This window comes from Blautia parvula (genome assembly GCF_020215665.1).
Lineage (GTDB): Bacteria > Bacillota > Clostridia > Lachnospirales > Lachnospiraceae > Blautia > Blautia celeris.
This window is the reverse complement of the sequence record NZ_CP084061.1, coordinates 3,018,985-3,036,229: the sequence shown is the minus strand read 5'-3', so window position 1 is coordinate 3,036,229 and position 17,245 is coordinate 3,018,985. Positions and strand designations below refer to the sequence as shown.

Sequence of the window (17,245 nt, the reverse complement as noted above, 5' to 3'; positions counted from 1 at the left end):
GTGAATAACAATGCTTGCGGCGTGGAGAATGAAAGGAGAGACAGAAATGGGAATTAAATCCTATAGTCCATATACACCTTCCAGAAGACACATGACAGGTTCTGATTTCTCTGAAATCACAACAGCAACACCTGAGAAGTCTCTGGTAGTGTCCTTAAATAAAAACGCTGGACGAAATAATCAAGGTAAAATTACAGTTAGGCACCGTGGTGGCGGCAGCAGAAGAAAATACAGAATCATCGACTTCAAGAGAAGAAAAGATGATATTCCCGGAACAGTAAAAACAATCGAGTACGATCCGAACAGAACTGCAAACATTGCATTAGTTGCATATGCAGATGGTGAGAAAGCATACATCCTTGCTCCGGAAGGATTAAAGGTTGGTATGAAGATCCAGAACGGTGCAAATGCCGAGGTTCGTGTAGGTAACTGCCTGCCTCTGTCTGAGATTCCGGTTGGTACTATGATCCACAACATTGAGCTGTATCCTGGAAAAGGCGGTCAGTTAGTTCGTTCCGCTGGAAACGGTGCACAGTTAATGGCAAAAGAAGGCAAATACGCAACCCTTCGTCTGCCGTCAGGTGAAATGAGAATGGTTCCGATTAACTGCCGCGCTTCTATCGGCGTAGTAGGTAACGGCGAGCACAGCCTTATCAATATTGGTAAAGCAGGACGTAAACGTCACATGGGTATCAGACCTACAGTTCGTGGTTCTGTTATGAACCCGAATGACCATCCGCACGGTGGTGGTGAAGGTAAGACCGGTATCGGCCGTCCGGGTCCGTGTACACCATGGGGCAAACCGGCTCTTGGCTTGAAGACAAGAAAGAAAAACAAACAGTCTAACAAGTATATCGTAAGAAGAAGAGATGGTAAAACATTAGCGAAATAAGGAGGTAAGGCTAAATGGCTCGTTCATTAAAAAAAGGACCGTTCGCAGATGAAAGCTTACTGAAAAAAGTAGACGCTCTGAATGCGGCTGGAAATAAAACAGTTATCAAAACCTGGTCACGTCGTTCTACAATCTTCCCGTCCTTCGTTGGACACACATTCGCTGTCCATGACGGAAGAAAACATGTGCCGGTATATGTAACAGAGGATATGGTTGGTCACAAACTCGGTGAGTTCGTTGCTACCAGAACCTACAGAGGACATGGCAAAGACGAGAAAAAATCAGGTGTTCGTTAATATTTTAGAAGGAGGCTTTTATCATGGCTAAAGGACATAGAAGTCAGATTAAAAGAGCAAGAAATGCTAATAAAGATACAAGACCGTCTGCGAAGATATCCTACGCTAGAATGTCCGTACAGAAAGCATGCTATGTACTGGATGTAATCCGTGGGAAAGACGTTCAGACTGCCCTTGGTATCCTGACATATAACCCAAGATACGCGTCAAGCGTAATCAAGAAATTACTGGAATCAGCAATCGCAAATGCTGAAAACAACAATGGTATGAACCCGGAAAACCTTTATATCGCTGAGTGCTACGCTAACAAAGCTCCGACTATGAAGAGAATCAAACCGAGAGCACAGGGCAGAGCTTACAGGATCGAAAAGAGAAACTGCCACGTTACCGTTGTGTTGGATGAGAGATAAGGAGGACAATCATGGGACAGAAAGTTAACCCACATGGACTGAGAGTCGGCGTTATCAAAGATTGGGATTCCAAATGGTACGCTGAAGGCGACTTCGCTGATAACTTAGTGGAAGATTATAACATCAGGACATTCCTGAAAAAGAAATTATACAGCGCAGGTGTTTCTAAGATTGAAATCGAGAGAGCATCTGACAGAGTAAAAGTGATCATCTATACTGCAAAACCGGGCGTTGTTATCGGTAAAGGCGGTTCTGAGATCGAAAAAGTGAAAGCTGAATTACAGAACTACACAAGCAAAAAACTGATCGTTGATATCAAAGAAGTAAAGAGACCGGACAAAGATGCTCAGTTAGTAGCTGAGAACATTGCATTACAGTTAGAGAACCGTATTTCCTTCCGTCGTGCCATGAAATCTACTATGCAGAGAACCATGAGAGCCGGAGCAAAAGGAATCAAGACTGCTGTATCAGGACGTCTTGGCGGTGCAGATATGGCACGTACAGAGTTCTACAGCGAGGGAAATATTCCGCTGCAGACACTTAGAGCAGATATCGATTACGGTTTCGCTGAAGCAGATACCACCTACGGCAAAGTTGGCGTTAAGGCATGGATCTACAATGGCGAGGTACTTCCAACTAAAGGAACTAAGGAAGGGAGCGATAAATAATTATGTTAATGCCTAAAAGAGTTAAACGTCGTAAACAATTCCGCGGATCCATGAAAGGAAAAGCATTAAGAGGAAATAAAATCAACTACGGTGAGTTCGGCTTAGTATCAACTGAGCCGTGCTGGATCAAATCCAACCAGATTGAGGCAGCCCGTGTTGCTATGACCCGTTACATCAAACGTGGTGGTAAAGTTTGGATCAAGATTTTCCCGGATAAACCAGTAACAGCAAAACCAGCAGAAACACGTATGGGTTCCGGTAAAGGTGCCTTAGAATACTGGGTAGCAGTTGTAAAGCCAGGCAGAGTAATGTTTGAAATCGCAGGTGTGCCGGAAGAGACAGCACGCGAAGCGCTGCGTCTTGCTATGCACAAGTTACCATGTAAATGTAAAATCGTTTCTCGTGCAGACTTAGAAGGCGGTGATAACAGTGAAAATTAAAAATTATGTAGAAGATTTAAAAACAAAATCAGCTGCAGAATTACAGGAAGAATTAGTAGCTGCTAAAAAGGAACTCTTCAATTTGAGATTTCAGAATGCAACCAATCAATTGGACAATACAAGCAGAATCAAAGAGGTTCGCAAAAATATTGCCAGAATTCAGACACTGATTGCCCAGAACAAGGCAAAAGCAGCAGAGTAATAAGGGAGGCATAACCGTGGAAAGAAATCTTAGAAAAACACGTGTTGGTAAAGTTACAAGCAATAAGATGGATAAAACCATCGTTGTAGCGATTGAAGACCACGTTAAACATCCTCTTTACAAAAAAATTGTGAAGAGAACATATAAATTAAAAGCGCATGATGAAGAAAACACATGCAATATCGGTGACACTGTAAAAGTTATGGAAACAAGACCTCTGTCCAAAGACAAGAGATGGAGACTTGTTGAAGTAGTTGAAAGAGCCAAATAATTCGTAAGGAGGAATCCAAGCATGATTCAACAGGAAAGTAGACTTAGAGTCGCTGACAATACAGGTGCAAAAGAAATCCTCTGCATCCGTGTTATGGGTGGTTCTACGAGAAGATATGCTAACATCGGTGATGTGATCGTTGCTACTGTCAAAGATGCAACACCAGGTGGTGTTGTTAAAAAAGGTGATGTTGTGAAAGCCGTTGTTGTTCGTACTAAAAAAGGCGCTCGTCGTAAAGACGGATCCTACATCAAATTCGATGAGAACGCTGCAGTCATCATCAAGGATGACAAGACTCCGAGAGGAACCCGTATTTTTGGACCAGTAGCTAGAGAGCTTCGTGAGAAACAGTTTATGAAAATTGTTTCCTTAGCTCCCGAAGTATTATAGGAGGTAACCTGATGTCAACATTTAAGATTAAAAAAGGTGATACTGTTAAAGTGATCGCCGGTAAAGATAAAGACAAAGAAGGAAAAGTAATCTCTGTTAATCCGAAAAAAGGTGCTGTTCTGGTTGAAGGCGCAAACATGGTAACAAAGCACACAAAACCTTCCATGGCTAATCAGCAGGGCGGTATTGTTGAGAAGGAAGCTTGGCTGGATGTATCTAACGTTATGTTAGTACACGAAGGCAAAGCTACCAGAGTCGGCTTCAAGATGGAAGGCGACAAGAAAGTGCGTTTCGCCAAAGCTACAGGCAAAGTAATCGATTAATTAGAGAGGAGGCCATTTTAAAGTGAGCAGACTGAGAGAAGTATACAAAAATGAGATCGTAGACGCTATGGTCAAAAAGTTTGGTTATAAAAATATCATGGAAGTGCCGAAACTCGACAAAATCGTTGTGAACATGGGTGTAGGCGAAGCAAAGGAAAACGCAAAACTGTTAGATGCAGCTGTAGCTGACATGGAACTGATCACAGGTCAGAAAGCTGTAACAACAAAAGCAAAAAACTCCATTGCTAACTTCAAACTCCGTGAAGGCATGCCGATCGGTTGTAAAGTAACTCTGAGAGGCGAAAAAATGTATGAATTTGCTGATCGCCTTATCAACTTAGCACTGCCTCGAGTACGTGACTTCCGCGGCGTTAACCCTAACGCATTTGATGGAAGAGGTAACTATGCACTCGGTATCAAAGAGCAGTTAATTTTCCCGGAAGTGGAATACGATAAAGTCGATAAAGTAAGAGGTATGGACATCATTTTCGTTACAACTGCTAAAACAGACGAAGAAGCCCGCGAATTATTGACATTATTTAACATGCCATTTGCAAAGTAATTATAGGAGGGAAAATTCATGGCTAAAACAGCAATGAAATTAAAACAGCAGCGTAAACAGAAATTCTCTTCAAGAGAATACAATCGTTGCAGAATTTGTGGCCGTCCACATGCTTACTTGAGAAAATACGGAATCTGCAGAATCTGCTTCCGTGAATTAGCATACAAAGGCCAGATTCCGGGAGTGAAAAAAGCTTCCTGGTAGGCATTGAATATTTAGCGAGCGCAAGCCGCGGACTAAAAGTATCTAATCAGTTCATCCGCCTGGGCGGATATGGGATAAAGAATAGAAGGAGGAAACTCTAATGACAATGAGCGATCCAATTGCAGATATGCTTACAAGAATCCGTAATGCAAATACTGCAAAACATGATACAGTAGATGTTCCGGCATCTAAAATGAAACTTGCTATTGCCGATATCCTGGTAAAAGAGGGATATATCGCAAAATACGACGTTCTGGAAGACGGCGCATTCAAGACCATCCGTATCACCTTAAAATACGGTGCAGACAAGAATGAAAAGATCATTACAGGCCTGAAAAGAATTTCCAAACCGGGCTTACGTGTATACGCAGGCAGCCAGGAGATTCCGAGAGTTCTGGGCGGACTGGGTATTGCAATCCTGTCCACAAACCAGGGTGTTATCACAGATAAAGAAGCAAGAAAGCTGCACGTTGGCGGCGAGGTATTAGCATTCGTATGGTAATTGCCTCCCGGCTTTGGCCGGAAATATGCAATTTTCATAGATAGAGATACTGAAAACAGAAGGGAACCATAATAGGCCCTTCCGAAAATTTAAGTAAGGAGGACAACAGGTATGTCACGTATTGGAAGACAGCCAGTAGCTGTTCCGGCAGGCGTAGAAGTTAAAATTGCTGAGAACAATTTTGTGACCGTAAAAGGCGCAAAGGGAACACTTGAGAAAGCGTTACCGACAGAGATGTCAATCAAATTAGAGGATGGTCAGGTAGTCGTTACAAGACCAAATGATTTAAAGAAAATGAAATCTTTACACGGTTTAACAAGAACACTGATCCAGAACATGGTGATCGGTGTAAGCCAGGGATATGAAAAAACTCTGGAAGTTAACGGTGTAGGTTATAAAGCTGCAAAACAGGGTAAGAAACTGGTTCTCTCCTTAGGATACTCACATCCGGTAGAGATGGAAGACCCAGAAGGACTGGAATCTTCTGTAGATGGTAATAAAATCATCGTAAAAGGAATCGATAAAGAAAAAGTTGGCCAGTACGCTGCTGAAATCAGAGATAAGAGAAGACCGGAGCCATACAAAGGTAAAGGTATTAAGTATGCTGATGAAGTTATCAGACGTAAAGTTGGTAAAACTGGTAAGAAATAATTAAGGAGAGTGTAAAAATGGTTAGTAAAGTATCAAGAGCGAAAGTTCGCGCAAAAAAACATAGAAGATTACGTAATCATCTGAGCGGCACCGCTACAACTCCACGTTTAGCAGTTTTCCGCAGCAATAATCATATGTATGCTCAAATTATTGACGATACCGTTGGAAAAACTCTGGTTTCCGCTTCTACCACTCAGAAAGAGGTAAAAGCTGAATTGGAAAAAACCAATAACGTTGATGCTGCAGCATATTTAGGAACTGTGATCGGTAAGAAAGCTATCGAAGCAGGCATCAAAGAGGTTGTCTTTGACAGAGGCGGCTTTATATATCACGGAAAAATTCAGGCATTAGCAGACGCAGCACGTGAAGCTGGGTTAGAATTCTAATAAGGGAGGAAATGAACACATGAAACGTTCTATCATTGATGCTAGTCAGTTAGAATTAGAAGAAAAAGTAGTGTCAATCAAGCGTGTAACAAAGGTTGTTAAAGGTGGTCGTAACTTCCGTTTCACAGCTTTAGTTGTTGTAGGTGACGGCAATGGTCACGTAGGCGCTGGATTAGGAAAGGCAGCCGAGATTCCCGAAGCTATCCGCAAGGGAAAAGAGGATGCTATGAAGAAACTTGTTACAGTAGCAAGAGACGAAAACGGAAGTATTACCCATGACTTCATCGGAAAATTTGGAAGCGCTGAGATGCTGCTGAAGAAAGCTCCGGAAGGTACCGGTGTTATCGCCGGCGGCCCGGCCCGTGCGGTAATCGAGCTTGCAGGTATCAAAAACATCCGTACAAAATGTATGGGTTCCCGTAACAAACAGAACGTAGTTCTGGCTACCATCGCAGGTTTAAGTCAGTTAAAGACTCCGGAAGAAGTAGCAAAACTTCGTGGAAAATCTGTTGACGAGATTTTTGCGTAGGAGGATTGAAAAATGGCAGATAAATTAAGAATCACTCTGGTGAAATCTACAATCGGTGCTGTTCCGAAAAACAGAAAAACAGTAGAAGCTTTAGGTTTAAGAAAACTGAACAAGACAGTGGAAATGCCTGACAATGCAGCCGTTCGCGGTATGATCCAGCAGGTAAGACACTTAGTGAAAGTAGAAGAAATCTAATCATTGAAGAAGGAGGTGCAGTCATGGATTTATCAAATTTAAAACCAGCTGAAGGCTCCAGACAGAGCGATAACTTCAGAAGAGGCCGTGGCCACGGTTCAGGAAACGGTAAGACCGCAGGTAAAGGCCATAAAGGACAGAAAGCCCGTTCCGGAGCTAAGAGACCGGGATTTGAAGGTGGACAGATGCCTTTATACAGAAGACTTCCTAAGAGAGGCTTCAAATGCAGAAACTCTAAAGACATCGTAGCGATCAATGTCAGCGAGTTAAACAGATTCGAGGATGGAGCAGAGGTAACACCGGCAGCTTTACTGGCATCCGGAGCTATTTCCCGTCTTGGCGACGGCGTTAAAATCCTCGGAAGTGGTGAAATCACAAAGAAGGTTAACTTAAAGGTTAACGCTGTAAGCGAAACCGCTAAAACTAAAATCGAAGCTGCAGGTGGAACAGTCGAGGTGATTTAATGCTTGAGACTCTTAGGAACGCTTTTAAAATAAAAGATGTAAGACGTCGAATTTACTATGTATTGTTAATGCTGGTTGTTGTCCGGATTGGCTCTCAGCTGCCAATTCCGGGCGTAGACAGGGACTTTTTTAAGAACCTGTTTGCAAGCCAGTCTAATGATGCGTTCAATTTCTTCAATGCATTTACAGGCGGTTCATTTGAACAGATGTCTATCTTTGCGTTGAGTATTACGCCATATATCACATCATCTATCATCATTCAGCTTCTGACAATTGCAATTCCCAAATTGGAAGAAATGCAGCGTGACGGTGAGGAGGGCAGGAAGAAAATGACTGCCATCACCCGTTATCTGACTGTAGGTCTGGCTCTGTTCCAGTCTGTAGCCATGGTGATCGGCTTCGGTAACCGCGGCTGGCTGACAGAGATGAACTTCACCAGCATTGTTGTTGCAGTAGTGACCTTAACCGGCGGTTCTGCAATGCTGATGTGGATCGGTGAACAGATCACTGAAAAAGGTGTGGGAAATGGTATCTCTATCGTCCTGATGATCAACATTGTATCCAGGATTCCAAGCGACCTGGCTTCCCTGTTCGAGAAATTCGTAAAAGGGAAAACCATCGCAAGAGGCGGCCTGGCAGCTATCATTATCATGGCAATCATTATAGTGGTAGTGGTACTTGTACTTATCCTGAACGGTGGAGAGCGGAAGATTCCGGTCCAGTATTCCAAGAAGATGGTAGGAAGAAAAATGATGGGCGGACAGTCCAGTGCGATTCCTCTGAAGGTGAACACTGCAGGTGTTATTCCCATTATCTTCGCATCCTCCCTTATGTCTTTCCCGGTAGTCATCGCGAGCTTCCTGGGTAAAGGCGGCGGTACAGGAATCGGAAGCAAGATTTTAAAAGGTCTGACTTCAAGCAACTGGTTCAACCCGAATGAGCCTCTTTATTCCATTGGTCTGGTTGTTTACATCGTACTTGTTATTTTCTTTGCTTATTTCTATACATCCATCACCTTCAACCCGATGGAAGTTGCGGATAATATGAAAAAACAGGGCGGTTTCATTCCGGGTATCCGTCCGGGTAAACCGACACAGGAATATCTGGAAAAAATCTTAAGTTACATTATCTTCATCGGTGCCACAGGTCTGGTCATTGTTGCCGTTATCCCATTCTTCTTTAATGGTGTGTTCGGTGCAAATGTTTCTTTCGGCGGTACATCCATCATCATCGTGGTGGGCGTTGTCCTGGAGACGATCAAGCAGGTTGAGTCCCGTATGCTGGTTCGTAACTACAAGGGATTTTTAAGTGAATAAGCTTATATGATTTAAGTGTACCCACTTTTGTGGGTGCACTAAAATGCTATATAAGGACACACACCCTGATTGGGGTCTGGGCAGCGATCCGTGGGCTATGATTCCGCGCTTATACTTTAAGGCGGAATGCGGATTGAAATACGAAAGGGGAAGAGAAGTATGAAGATTATTATGTTAGGCGCACCGGGGGCAGGAAAAGGAACACAGGCGAAGAAAATTGCGGAGAAGTATCAGATTCCGCATATCTCCACAGGTGATATTTTCCGTGCCAACATCAAGAACGGAACAGAGCTGGGTAAAAAGGCTAAGACCTATATGGATCAGGGCCTGCTGGTTCCGGATGAATTAGTAGTGGACCTGGTAGTGGACAGAGTGGCACAGGATGACTGTGAAAATGGTTATGTGCTGGATGGATTCCCCAGAACAATTCCCCAGGCAGAGAGCCTGGACGCAGCGCTGGCTAAAATGGGTCAGAAGGTGGATTATGCCATTGACGTGGATGTTCCGGATGAGAATATTGTAAACCGTATGTCCGGCAGAAGAGCGTGTGTAGGATGCGGCGCTACTTACCATATCAAGTACAATCCTCCGAAAACAGAGGATGTATGTGATATCTGCGGTGAGAAACTGATTCTGAGAGATGATGATCAGCCGGAGACTGTTTTAAAACGTCTCACAGTATATCATGACCAGACACAGCCCCTGATTGACTACTATACCAAGTCCGGTATATTAAAACAGGTTGACGGAACCGTCGATATGGAAGATGTGTTCCAGGCGATCGTCAAAATATTAGGAGCGTAAAAAATGTCAGTATCGATAAAAACTGCCAATGAAATTGAACTTATGAGGGAGGCCGGAAGGCTTCTGGAGAAGGTACACGACGAGCTGAGGGATTTTATCCGTCCGGGTATTTCCACCCTCGACATTGACCAGTATGGAGAAAAGCTTATCCGTCAGATGGGCTGTATACCGAATTTCCTGAACTATAATGGATATCCGGCATCTATCTGTGTCTCTGTCAACGATGAGGTGGTACACGGAATTCCGCGTAAGGACCACATTCTCCAGGATGGGGATATTGTGAGTCTGGACGCCGGGCTGATCTACAAAGGATATCATTCAGACGCGGCACGTACCCATGCGGTGGGCGAGATCGCGCCGGAGGCGCAGAAACTCATTGATGTGACCAGACAGAGTTTCTTTGAAGGAATCAAGTATGCCAGGGCAGGACAGCATTTATATGAAATCTCCGCAGCCATCGGCGCATATGCAGAGAAGTTCGGATACGGTGTAGTCAGGGATTTGGTCGGACATGGAATCGGCACAAGCCTGCACGAAGACCCGCAGATACCGAATTTCCGTCAGAAGCGCAGAGGGCTGAGACTTCAGGCAGGTATGACTCTTGCGATTGAACCGATGATTAATGAAGGCAGAGCCGATGTGGTTTGGCTGGATGATGACTGGACCGTGGTGACAGAAGATGGTTCTCTGTCAGCCCACTATGAAAATACCATTCTCATCACAGACGGCGATCCTGAAATACTGACCTTGAGTGAGTAGGTGGACCTATGAGCGAGGTGAGAGCAGGAATGGCAGCGGTTTCCATGGCTGGCCATGATACCGGCAGATATTATATCATCGTCAGAGCGGAGGACGGATATGTCTATCTGGCTGACGGAACGCTTAGGACTTGTGAGCATCCCAAGAAGAAGAAAATGAGGCATGTCCAGATTAACCGCAGGATTTCCCCGGAGATTGAGAGTATTCTCAGTGAAGGCGGGGAATGGAAGAATGAAACTATCAAGAGAGTTGTAAAAGAATATAGAAGGAAACAGGAGGTTTGATATATGTCAAAGGCAGATGTTATTGAAGTAGAAGGAACGGTACTGGAGAAGTTGCCGAACGCTATGTTTAAGGTGGAACTGGAGAATAAACATGTGATTCTGGCGCACATCAGCGGGAAACTGAGGATGAATTTCATCAGGATTCTTCCGGGAGATAAGGTGACGATTGAGATGTCACCGTATGATCTGAGTAAGGGCAGGATTATCTGGAGAGACAAATAAGAGTTTTGGTTGATATTGGTTGTTGGTTTTATGAAGGGGATGCGGGCTGCTTTGCGGAGTGGGAGGCATCTCCTTTTTTTGGTTTAAGGCGGGGGATGGATAGAGGGCGGACGTGAAACATGGATGCGGCGGGGGCGGAGGTGGGAATGGGGTGAGCGGCGCACTGCGCTTGTCAGGGAGCTAACCTGCTCCCATACACTAAATTCGTCAGCAAGGGCTTCCTCATTAAGTGTCTGGGGCAGGTGGATCTCCCAGACGCTCCGTGAAACGCCGCTCACCCCATTCCCACCTCCGCCCCCGCCGGATCCCTGTTTCACTGGTGTTCTCTTTCCGCGGATATGTTTTTATCTATGGAGGTGCCTTATTGCTGTACAGACTGGTGGAAAAGGTTTTCTATCCGGTATGCCTATAGGATTCGATGAAACTTGCCATTTAGTAGGTAAATAGGTGAGGTAAAATCTGGTTTTGGCGGTAAAATACCTATAGGATTCAATGAAATTTGCCATTTAGTAGGTAAATAAGTGAGGTAAAATCTGGTTTTGGCGGTAAAATACCTATAGGATTCAATGAAATTTGCCATTTAGTAGGTAAATAGGTGAGGTAAAATCTGGTTTTGGCGGTAAAATACCTATAGGATTCAATGATATTTGCCATTCAGTAGGTAAGTGGGTGAGGTAAGACTTGATTTTGGTGCCAAAGTACCTATAGGGTTCGATGATCCTTGTATTTTAGTAGGTAAATGGTAGGGTTCAACCTTGTTTTGGCGGTAGAATACCTATAGGATTCACTGAATCTTGTATTTTAGTAGGTAAATGAGTGGGGTAAGCCTGTTTTTGGAGCAAAATACCTATAGGATTCACTGAAACTTGCCTTTAAGTAGGTAAATAGGTGAGGTAAGACCTTGCTTTTGGTGCCAAAATACCTATAGGATTCACTGAAACTTGCCTTTAAGTAGGTAAATAGGTGAGGTAAGACCTTGCTTTTGGTGCCAAAATACCTATAGGATTCATTGAATCTTGTATTTTAGTAGGTAAATGAGTGAGGGATGCCCTGGTTTTGGTGTTAAATTACCTATAGGTTTCAATGAATCATTGAATTTAGTAGGTAGTTCGGGGAGATACGCCTTTTTTCTCAAAGATATCCTATAATTTTTGGAGATATAGTTGAGGTTATTTCTATTATGGTGGATGTGCTCTGATAGGCAGCCTCAATACATTCTTCCCTGTTTTCATACAAATCTGCTATTGAGAATAAAAATGAACATTCATTGAGCCTTTCGGTGTCTAAAAACAGCCGGAGGCGGTTCTGGGGTTCCCTGGGCGGGCGTTTAAGAGCGGGTAGAGAAGCTTACAAGATCCACACGTTAGCAAGCACTTAGTGAAGAGCCCTAAGGCGATGAACTTAGTGCGGGTTACGTGTTAGCTTGGAAGTTCTCTGCTCTCGTTCGCCCAGGGAACCCCAGGACAGCCTCCGGCGTCCGCTTTGCCTGCAAATATAGCATTTTAAAGATAAGCAGAATTTTTTTGAAAAAGTGCTTGCATTCTTGCAACGACAGTGTTATCATTAAAAACGTACTTTTGTGCTCGTACGTGGACTTTTTATGCCCATGTGCAGAGAAATTCAGAAAGGAGGGTTATCCGTGAAGGTAAGATCATCTGTAAAACCGATTTGCGAAAAATGCAAAGTTATCAAGAGAAAAGGCAGTATCAGAATTATCTGTGAAAACCCGAAACACAAACAGCGTCAGGGTTAAGCATGGAACTCTAAAAGAATGCTGTTTTTTGGCATGAAATTTGAGATGCGTGTTTAAACGATGTGATTTGTGTGAATTATTTTAGTGCGGCTGCAGTATGAAACGCGCGGTTGCGTTGTTCGTACTGATTAAATATAGTAATATATCACGTTTGTCGTCCTGCCGAGAGGGCGATTACAGAATATTGCTTAATACCGTCGCTCTGCCGTGACGGAAAGGCTGCGTAAAATTTTATTTTGCGGCTGGATGCATAGAGACCCGTCATTTTTATGTATCCCAATTAGGAACAATATTTTTTAAGAACAATGGAGGAACAAATACATGGCTCGTATAGCTGGTGTAGACTTACCAAGAGAAAAACGTGTTGAAATTGGTCTGACTTATATCTACGGAATTGGTAGAACAAGTGCTGACCGTATCTTAGTAGAGGCAGGAGTAAACCCTGACACTCGCTGCAGGGATTTAACTGACGAAGAAGTAGGAAAGATTCGTGATGCAATCGATGAACTGAATATCGCTGTAGAGGGTGATCTGAGAAGAGAAATCGCTCTGAACATCAAGAGATTACAGGAAATCGGATGCTACAGAGGAATCCGCCACAGAAAAGGACTTCCGGTTCGCGGACAGAAGACTAAGACAAATGCAAGAACCAGAAAAGGCCCGAAGAGAACTGTTGCTAACAAGAAGAAATAATTTATGACAAGAGAGAGTTCGCAGTGCGTACTTTCTGAAGTCAATATAAGAAACATGATAATTTTTGATTAAGTGAGAAAGTAGGTTAGTTTAAAAATGGCTAAAGTTACAAAAAAAGTGACAAAAAAGCGTATTAAGAAAAACGTTGAACGCGGACAGGCACATATCCAGTCATCTTTCAACAATACAATCGTAACATTGACAGATGCTGAAGGAAATGCTTTATCATGGGCAAGTGCCGGTGGTCTGGGATTTAAAGGTTCAAGGAAATCTACTCCGTATGCAGCTCAGATGGCTGCAGAGACTGCTACAAAAGCAGCGTTAGTTCATGGTCTGAAGACTGTTGACGTTTTTGTAAAAGGACCGGGATCAGGAAGAGAAGCAGCAATCCGTGCGCTCTCAGCTTGTGGTCTGGAAGTTACAAGCATTCGCGACGTAACACCGGTTCCCCACAACGGATGCCGTCCACCAAAACGTAGAAGAGTCTAATTAGGAGGTTAAGAAATCATGGCAGTAAATAGAGTACCGGTTCTGAAAAGATGTAGATCCCTGGGTCTGGATCCTGTATATTTAGGAATTGACAAGAAATCCACCAGACAGTTAAGAAGAGCAAACAGAAAAATGTCTGAGTACGGACTTCAGTTAAGAGAAAAACAGAAAGCTAAATTCATCTACGGCGTTCTGGAGAAACCTTTCCGTAACTACTACGTAAAGGCTGACCAGAAACAGGGTCAGACAGGTGAAAACCTGATGATCATGCTGGAGACACGTCTGGACAATGTTATCTTCCGTATGGGATTCGCAAGAACCAGAAGAGAAGCAAGACAGATCGTTGACCATAAACATGTAATGGTAAACGGCAAACAGGTAAACATTCCGTCTTACCTGGTAAAAGCCGGAGACACAATCGAAATCAAAGAAAAATGCAAATCTTCTCAGAGATATAAAGACGTTCTGGAAGCAACAGGCGGACGTCTTGTACCGGCTTGGTTAGATGTTGACCAGGAAAATCTGAAAGGTGAAGTAAAAGCACTTCCGACAAGAGAGGAAATCGACGTTCCTGTTGACGAGATGTTAATCGTCGAGTTGTATTCTAAGTAATATGCACGTAGCAAGGAGGGCTTTGCATGTTCGATTTTAACAAACCCAAAATTCAAATCACAGAAATGTCTGATGATAAGAGATATGGGAAATTCGTGGTGGAACCACTGGAGCGAGGATATGGTATCACTCTCGGCAACTCTTTAAGAAGAATCATGCTTTCTTCTTTACCGGGTGCTGCAGTGAGCCAGGTCAAGATTGACGGTGTTCTGCACGAATTCAGTTCGATTCCGGGTGTGAAAGAGGATGTGACACAAATCATCATGAATCTGAAAAACCTGGCAATCAAGAACACAAGCGACAGCACAGAACCCAAGACAGCTTATATCGAGTTTGAAGGCGAAGGTGTTGTCACAGGCGCAGATATCCAGGTTGACCAGGATATCGAAGTCCTGAACCCAGAACAGGTAATTGCCACCTTAAACGGCGGCACAGGATGCAAATTCAATGCAGAACTGACAATTACCAAGGGTCGCGGATATGTCAGCGCTGACAAAGGAAAAACAGACGATATGCCGATTGGTGTGATTGCTGTTGATGCAATTTATACTCCGGTAGAGCGTGTGAACATGACTGTTGAAAATACCCGTGTCGGTCAGGTTACTGACTTTGACAAACTGACACTGGATATTTACACCAATGGTACCCTGGACGCCGATGAGGCAGTCAGCCTTGCGGCTAAAGTACTGAGCGAGCATTTAAGCCTCTTTATTGATCTTTCTGAAAGTGCAAAGACTGCAGAAGTCATGATTGAGAAGGAAGATGACGAGAAGGAAAAAGTTCTGGAGATGAACATCGATGAACTTGAGTTATCCGTTCGTTCCTACAACTGCTTAAAACGTGCTGGTATCAATACAGTAGAAGAACTTTGCAACCGTACTTCTGAAGATATGATGAAAGTCCGTAACCTGGGACGCAAATCTCTGGAAGAAGTGCTTGCGAAGCTGAAAGAATTGGGCTTACAGTTAAATCCCAGCGAGGAGTAAGCCTCTGATAAGAATTTATGGGCAAAAAGCTATATGTCAGTAAGACCGAAGAAGCATGGCATATGGTTCCACAAATGGAGGAAATATTGAGATGGCAAAATATAGAAAATTAGGCAGAACATCTGACCAGAGAAAAGCATTACTGAGAAGCCAGGTGACAAACCTGTTATATCACGGTAAAATCGTTACCACTGAGACCAGAGCAAAAGAAGTTCGCAAAATTGCTGACGGACTGATTGCTATGGCAGTGAAAGAAAAAGACAACTTTGAGACAGTTAAAGTTATGGCAAAAGTTCCGCGCAAAGATGCTGACGGAAAGAGAGTAAAAGAAGTTGTTGATGGTAAGAAAGTTACCGTATATGACGAAGTGGAAAAGGAGATCAAAAAAGATGCTCCTTCCAGATTACATGCAAGAAGACAGATGCTGAAGGTTTTCTATCCGATTAAGGAAGTTCCGGCTGCAGCTGCTGGTAAGAAGAAAAATACCAAAGAAGTGGACATGGTAGACAAAATGTTTACTGAGATCGCTCCGAAATATGTTGACCGTAATGGTGGTTATACTCGTATCATCAAGATCGGACCGCGTAAGGGCGATGCTGCTATGGAAGTGGTATTGGAGTTAGTTTAATATGAGTGTTGGGCCTCCGGGGGAACCTGGGGGCCTTTTTTTGTATGATGAAGGGGACGGGGAACCCGCGGCAGGGAGCAGCCCTGTGGTATCCTGTGAACGGTGCACTGCGCTTGCCAGGGAGCTAACCTGCTCTCAGTCGCTAAATTCGTCAGCAGAGGCTTCCTCATTAAGCGTCTGAGGCAGGTGGATCTCCCAGGCGCTCCGTGAACACCGTTCACAGGATACCACAGGGCTGCTCCCTGCCGCGGGTTCCCCTGAGAGCGTCATGCGGGAAAAAAAGAGAATAAAAAAGAGGATGCGGGGGATGAGGGTTGTATAATTGGGGGTTCGGTAGTAAAATAAGCTGGAGATGAAAAGGGAGGATTGGTTATGGGTAAGAGAATGTTGTTTATTTTTAATCCCAGGGCTGGGAAGGGGAGTATTAAGAACAGGCTGGTGGATATTCTTGATATATTTGTGAAGGCTGGGTATGAGGTGACTGTGCATCCTACGCAGGCTTATAGGGATGGGCAGAGAGTGGCAAGACGTAAGGGGGGAGAGTATGACCTGCTGGTTACCAGCGGGGGGGATGGGACCTTGGATGAGATTGTGACGGGGATCATGGAAGGGGGACATTCGACTCCGGTGGGGTATATTCCTGCGGGGAGTACTAATGATTTTGCCAATAGTCTGCATGTGTCTAAGAATATGCTGGAGGCGGCTGTGGATATTGTGGAGGGAAGGGCGCACGCTTTTGATGTGGGAAAGTTTAATGATGACTTTTTTGTTTATATTGCGGCGTTCGGGCTGTTTACGGATGTTTCTTATGAGACGAACCAGGATCTGAAGAATATTCTGGGGCATGCGGCTTATATATTAGAGGGAACACAGAGGCTTTTTAATATCAGGTCCTATAATATGGCGGTGGAGAGCGCGGAATGTAACATGGAAGGGGAATTTATCTTTGGGATGGTGAGTAATGCCACTTCTGTGGGAGGATTTCGGAAGCTGACAGGGCCGGATGTGATGCTGGATGACGGGGTGTTTGAGGTTATGCTGGTGCACAGGCCGAAAAATATACTGGAGCTGAATGAGATCATTGCGTCTCTGCTGGGTGGGGCAGATACGAAGCTGATCGAGTCATTTAAGACGTCTTCGCTGAAGATTTCCTGTGACGGGCCTGTTTCCTGGACTTTGGACGGGGAATTCGGGGGAGAGCACAGGGATGTGGAAATTACGAATATGAAGCATGCAGTACAGATTATGATCAAAGAGGATGAGACGGTGCCTCTGATCAATACGCTGGAATAGGGATACCACTTCTGCACACAT

The 17,245-nt window shown here is 44.1% G+C and carries 29 protein-coding genes; all 29 read left to right on the top strand.

What is annotated here, in order from left to right:
* The first annotated feature begins 46 nt into the window (after positions 1-46).
* The 29 genes from rplB (at position 47) to LC508_RS14020 (ending at position 17,224) form a co-directional block, all read left to right on the top strand.
* The gene (gene rplB / locus LC508_RS14160; RefSeq protein ID WP_033143881.1) at positions 47-892 is read left to right on the top strand and encodes a 50S ribosomal protein L2; all 846 of its coding nucleotides are present in this window, start codon (positions 47-49) and stop codon (positions 890-892) included.
* Positions 893-906: 14 nt separating this feature from the next.
* Complete coding sequence (rpsS, locus tag LC508_RS14155; RefSeq protein ID WP_018597897.1) at positions 907-1,188, top strand: 30S ribosomal protein S19; 282 nt, start codon at positions 907-909, stop codon at positions 1,186-1,188.
* A gap of 23 nt (positions 1,189-1,211) precedes the next feature.
* Positions 1,212-1,598, top strand: coding sequence for a 50S ribosomal protein L22 (gene rplV / locus LC508_RS14150; protein ID WP_018597898.1), 387 nt, complete (start codon positions 1,212-1,214; stop codon positions 1,596-1,598).
* Positions 1,599-1,609: 11 nt separating this feature from the next.
* Positions 1,610-2,266: a 30S ribosomal protein S3 gene (gene rpsC / locus LC508_RS14145; protein WP_033143880.1), complete on the top strand. Its 657-nt coding sequence runs from the start codon at positions 1,610-1,612 to the stop codon at positions 2,264-2,266.
* A gap of 2 nt (positions 2,267-2,268) precedes the next feature.
* On the top strand, positions 2,269-2,706 hold the full coding sequence (gene rplP, locus LC508_RS14140; protein ID WP_103731980.1) for a 50S ribosomal protein L16: 438 nt from the start codon (positions 2,269-2,271) through the stop codon (positions 2,704-2,706).
* Entirely contained in the window at positions 2,696-2,908 is a 213-nt protein-coding gene (gene rpmC, locus LC508_RS14135) for a 50S ribosomal protein L29 (protein ID WP_033143878.1), read from the top strand. The genes rplP and rpmC overlap by 11 nt, the downstream gene beginning before the upstream one ends.
* A gap of 16 nt (positions 2,909-2,924) precedes the next feature.
* Positions 2,925-3,179 (top strand): 30S ribosomal protein S17, encoded by a 255-nt coding sequence (gene rpsQ / locus LC508_RS14130; RefSeq protein ID WP_033143877.1) that lies wholly within the window; start codon positions 2,925-2,927, stop codon positions 3,177-3,179.
* A 21-nt stretch (positions 3,180-3,200) separates the two neighbouring features.
* Positions 3,201-3,569, top strand: coding sequence for a 50S ribosomal protein L14 (rplN, locus tag LC508_RS14125; RefSeq protein WP_033143876.1), 369 nt, complete (start codon positions 3,201-3,203; stop codon positions 3,567-3,569).
* Positions 3,570-3,580: 11 nt separating this feature from the next.
* Positions 3,581-3,892, top strand: coding sequence for a 50S ribosomal protein L24 (gene rplX, locus LC508_RS14120; protein ID WP_018597904.1), 312 nt, complete (start codon positions 3,581-3,583; stop codon positions 3,890-3,892).
* 22 nt (positions 3,893-3,914) lie between these two features.
* A complete protein-coding gene (gene rplE / locus LC508_RS14115; protein ID WP_033143875.1) occupies positions 3,915-4,454 on the top strand; it encodes a 50S ribosomal protein L5 in 540 nt (179 codons plus the stop codon).
* A gap of 18 nt (positions 4,455-4,472) precedes the next feature.
* Complete coding sequence (locus tag LC508_RS14110) at positions 4,473-4,658, top strand: type Z 30S ribosomal protein S14 (protein ID WP_018597906.1); 186 nt, start codon at positions 4,473-4,475, stop codon at positions 4,656-4,658.
* Between the two features lie 100 nt (positions 4,659-4,758).
* A complete protein-coding gene (rpsH, locus tag LC508_RS14105; RefSeq protein ID WP_033143874.1) occupies positions 4,759-5,160 on the top strand; it encodes a 30S ribosomal protein S8 in 402 nt (133 codons plus the stop codon).
* 111 nt (positions 5,161-5,271) lie between these two features.
* A complete protein-coding gene (gene rplF, locus LC508_RS14100) occupies positions 5,272-5,811 on the top strand; it encodes a 50S ribosomal protein L6 (RefSeq protein ID WP_033143873.1) in 540 nt (179 codons plus the stop codon).
* 17 nt (positions 5,812-5,828) lie between these two features.
* On the top strand, positions 5,829-6,197 hold the full coding sequence (rplR, locus tag LC508_RS14095; RefSeq protein ID WP_033143872.1) for a 50S ribosomal protein L18: 369 nt from the start codon (positions 5,829-5,831) through the stop codon (positions 6,195-6,197).
* Positions 6,198-6,216: 19 nt separating this feature from the next.
* Complete coding sequence (gene rpsE / locus LC508_RS14090; protein ID WP_033143871.1) at positions 6,217-6,726, top strand: 30S ribosomal protein S5; 510 nt, start codon at positions 6,217-6,219, stop codon at positions 6,724-6,726.
* Positions 6,727-6,738: 12 nt separating this feature from the next.
* The gene (gene rpmD, locus LC508_RS14085) at positions 6,739-6,921 is read left to right on the top strand and encodes a 50S ribosomal protein L30 (RefSeq protein WP_033143870.1); all 183 of its coding nucleotides are present in this window, start codon (positions 6,739-6,741) and stop codon (positions 6,919-6,921) included.
* 23 nt (positions 6,922-6,944) lie between these two features.
* Entirely contained in the window at positions 6,945-7,385 is a 441-nt protein-coding gene (gene rplO / locus LC508_RS14080; protein ID WP_033143869.1) for a 50S ribosomal protein L15, read from the top strand.
* Positions 7,385-8,701, top strand: a complete 1,317-nt coding sequence (gene secY / locus LC508_RS14075) for a preprotein translocase subunit SecY (protein ID WP_033143868.1) — start codon at positions 7,385-7,387, stop codon at positions 8,699-8,701. Before rplO ends, secY begins: the two co-directional genes overlap by 1 nt.
* A gap of 159 nt (positions 8,702-8,860) precedes the next feature.
* The gene (locus LC508_RS14070; protein WP_033143867.1) at positions 8,861-9,505 is read left to right on the top strand and encodes an adenylate kinase; all 645 of its coding nucleotides are present in this window, start codon (positions 8,861-8,863) and stop codon (positions 9,503-9,505) included.
* A 3-nt stretch (positions 9,506-9,508) separates the two neighbouring features.
* Positions 9,509-10,264, top strand: coding sequence for a type I methionyl aminopeptidase (gene map, locus LC508_RS14065; protein WP_033143866.1), 756 nt, complete (start codon positions 9,509-9,511; stop codon positions 10,262-10,264).
* A gap of 8 nt (positions 10,265-10,272) precedes the next feature.
* Positions 10,273-10,548, top strand: a complete 276-nt coding sequence (locus tag LC508_RS14060) for a KOW domain-containing RNA-binding protein (RefSeq protein WP_033143865.1) — start codon at positions 10,273-10,275, stop codon at positions 10,546-10,548.
* A 3-nt stretch (positions 10,549-10,551) separates the two neighbouring features.
* Complete coding sequence (gene infA / locus LC508_RS14055; protein WP_003022750.1) at positions 10,552-10,770, top strand: translation initiation factor IF-1; 219 nt, start codon at positions 10,552-10,554, stop codon at positions 10,768-10,770.
* 1,639 nt (positions 10,771-12,409) lie between these two features.
* Positions 12,410-12,523, top strand: coding sequence for a 50S ribosomal protein L36 (gene rpmJ, locus LC508_RS14050; RefSeq protein WP_003022746.1), 114 nt, complete (start codon positions 12,410-12,412; stop codon positions 12,521-12,523).
* 321 nt (positions 12,524-12,844) lie between these two features.
* A complete protein-coding gene (gene rpsM, locus LC508_RS14045) occupies positions 12,845-13,216 on the top strand; it encodes a 30S ribosomal protein S13 (protein WP_018595060.1) in 372 nt (123 codons plus the stop codon).
* A 96-nt stretch (positions 13,217-13,312) separates the two neighbouring features.
* The gene (rpsK, locus tag LC508_RS14040) at positions 13,313-13,705 is read left to right on the top strand and encodes a 30S ribosomal protein S11 (RefSeq protein ID WP_018595061.1); all 393 of its coding nucleotides are present in this window, start codon (positions 13,313-13,315) and stop codon (positions 13,703-13,705) included.
* A gap of 18 nt (positions 13,706-13,723) precedes the next feature.
* Positions 13,724-14,317 (top strand): 30S ribosomal protein S4, encoded by a 594-nt coding sequence (gene rpsD / locus LC508_RS14035; RefSeq protein ID WP_033143864.1) that lies wholly within the window; start codon positions 13,724-13,726, stop codon positions 14,315-14,317.
* Between the two features lie 26 nt (positions 14,318-14,343).
* Positions 14,344-15,303, top strand: coding sequence for a DNA-directed RNA polymerase subunit alpha (locus tag LC508_RS14030; protein ID WP_018595063.1), 960 nt, complete (start codon positions 14,344-14,346; stop codon positions 15,301-15,303).
* A gap of 91 nt (positions 15,304-15,394) precedes the next feature.
* Positions 15,395-15,931: a bL17 family ribosomal protein gene (locus tag LC508_RS14025; protein ID WP_033143863.1), complete on the top strand. Its 537-nt coding sequence runs from the start codon at positions 15,395-15,397 to the stop codon at positions 15,929-15,931.
* Positions 15,932-16,303: 372 nt separating this feature from the next.
* Positions 16,304-17,224 carry a diacylglycerol/lipid kinase family protein gene (locus LC508_RS14020; protein WP_033143862.1) on the top strand — a complete coding sequence of 307 codons (921 nt, stop codon included), beginning with the start codon at positions 16,304-16,306 and terminating at the stop codon, positions 17,222-17,224.
* The last annotated feature ends 21 nt before the right edge of the window (positions 17,225-17,245 follow it).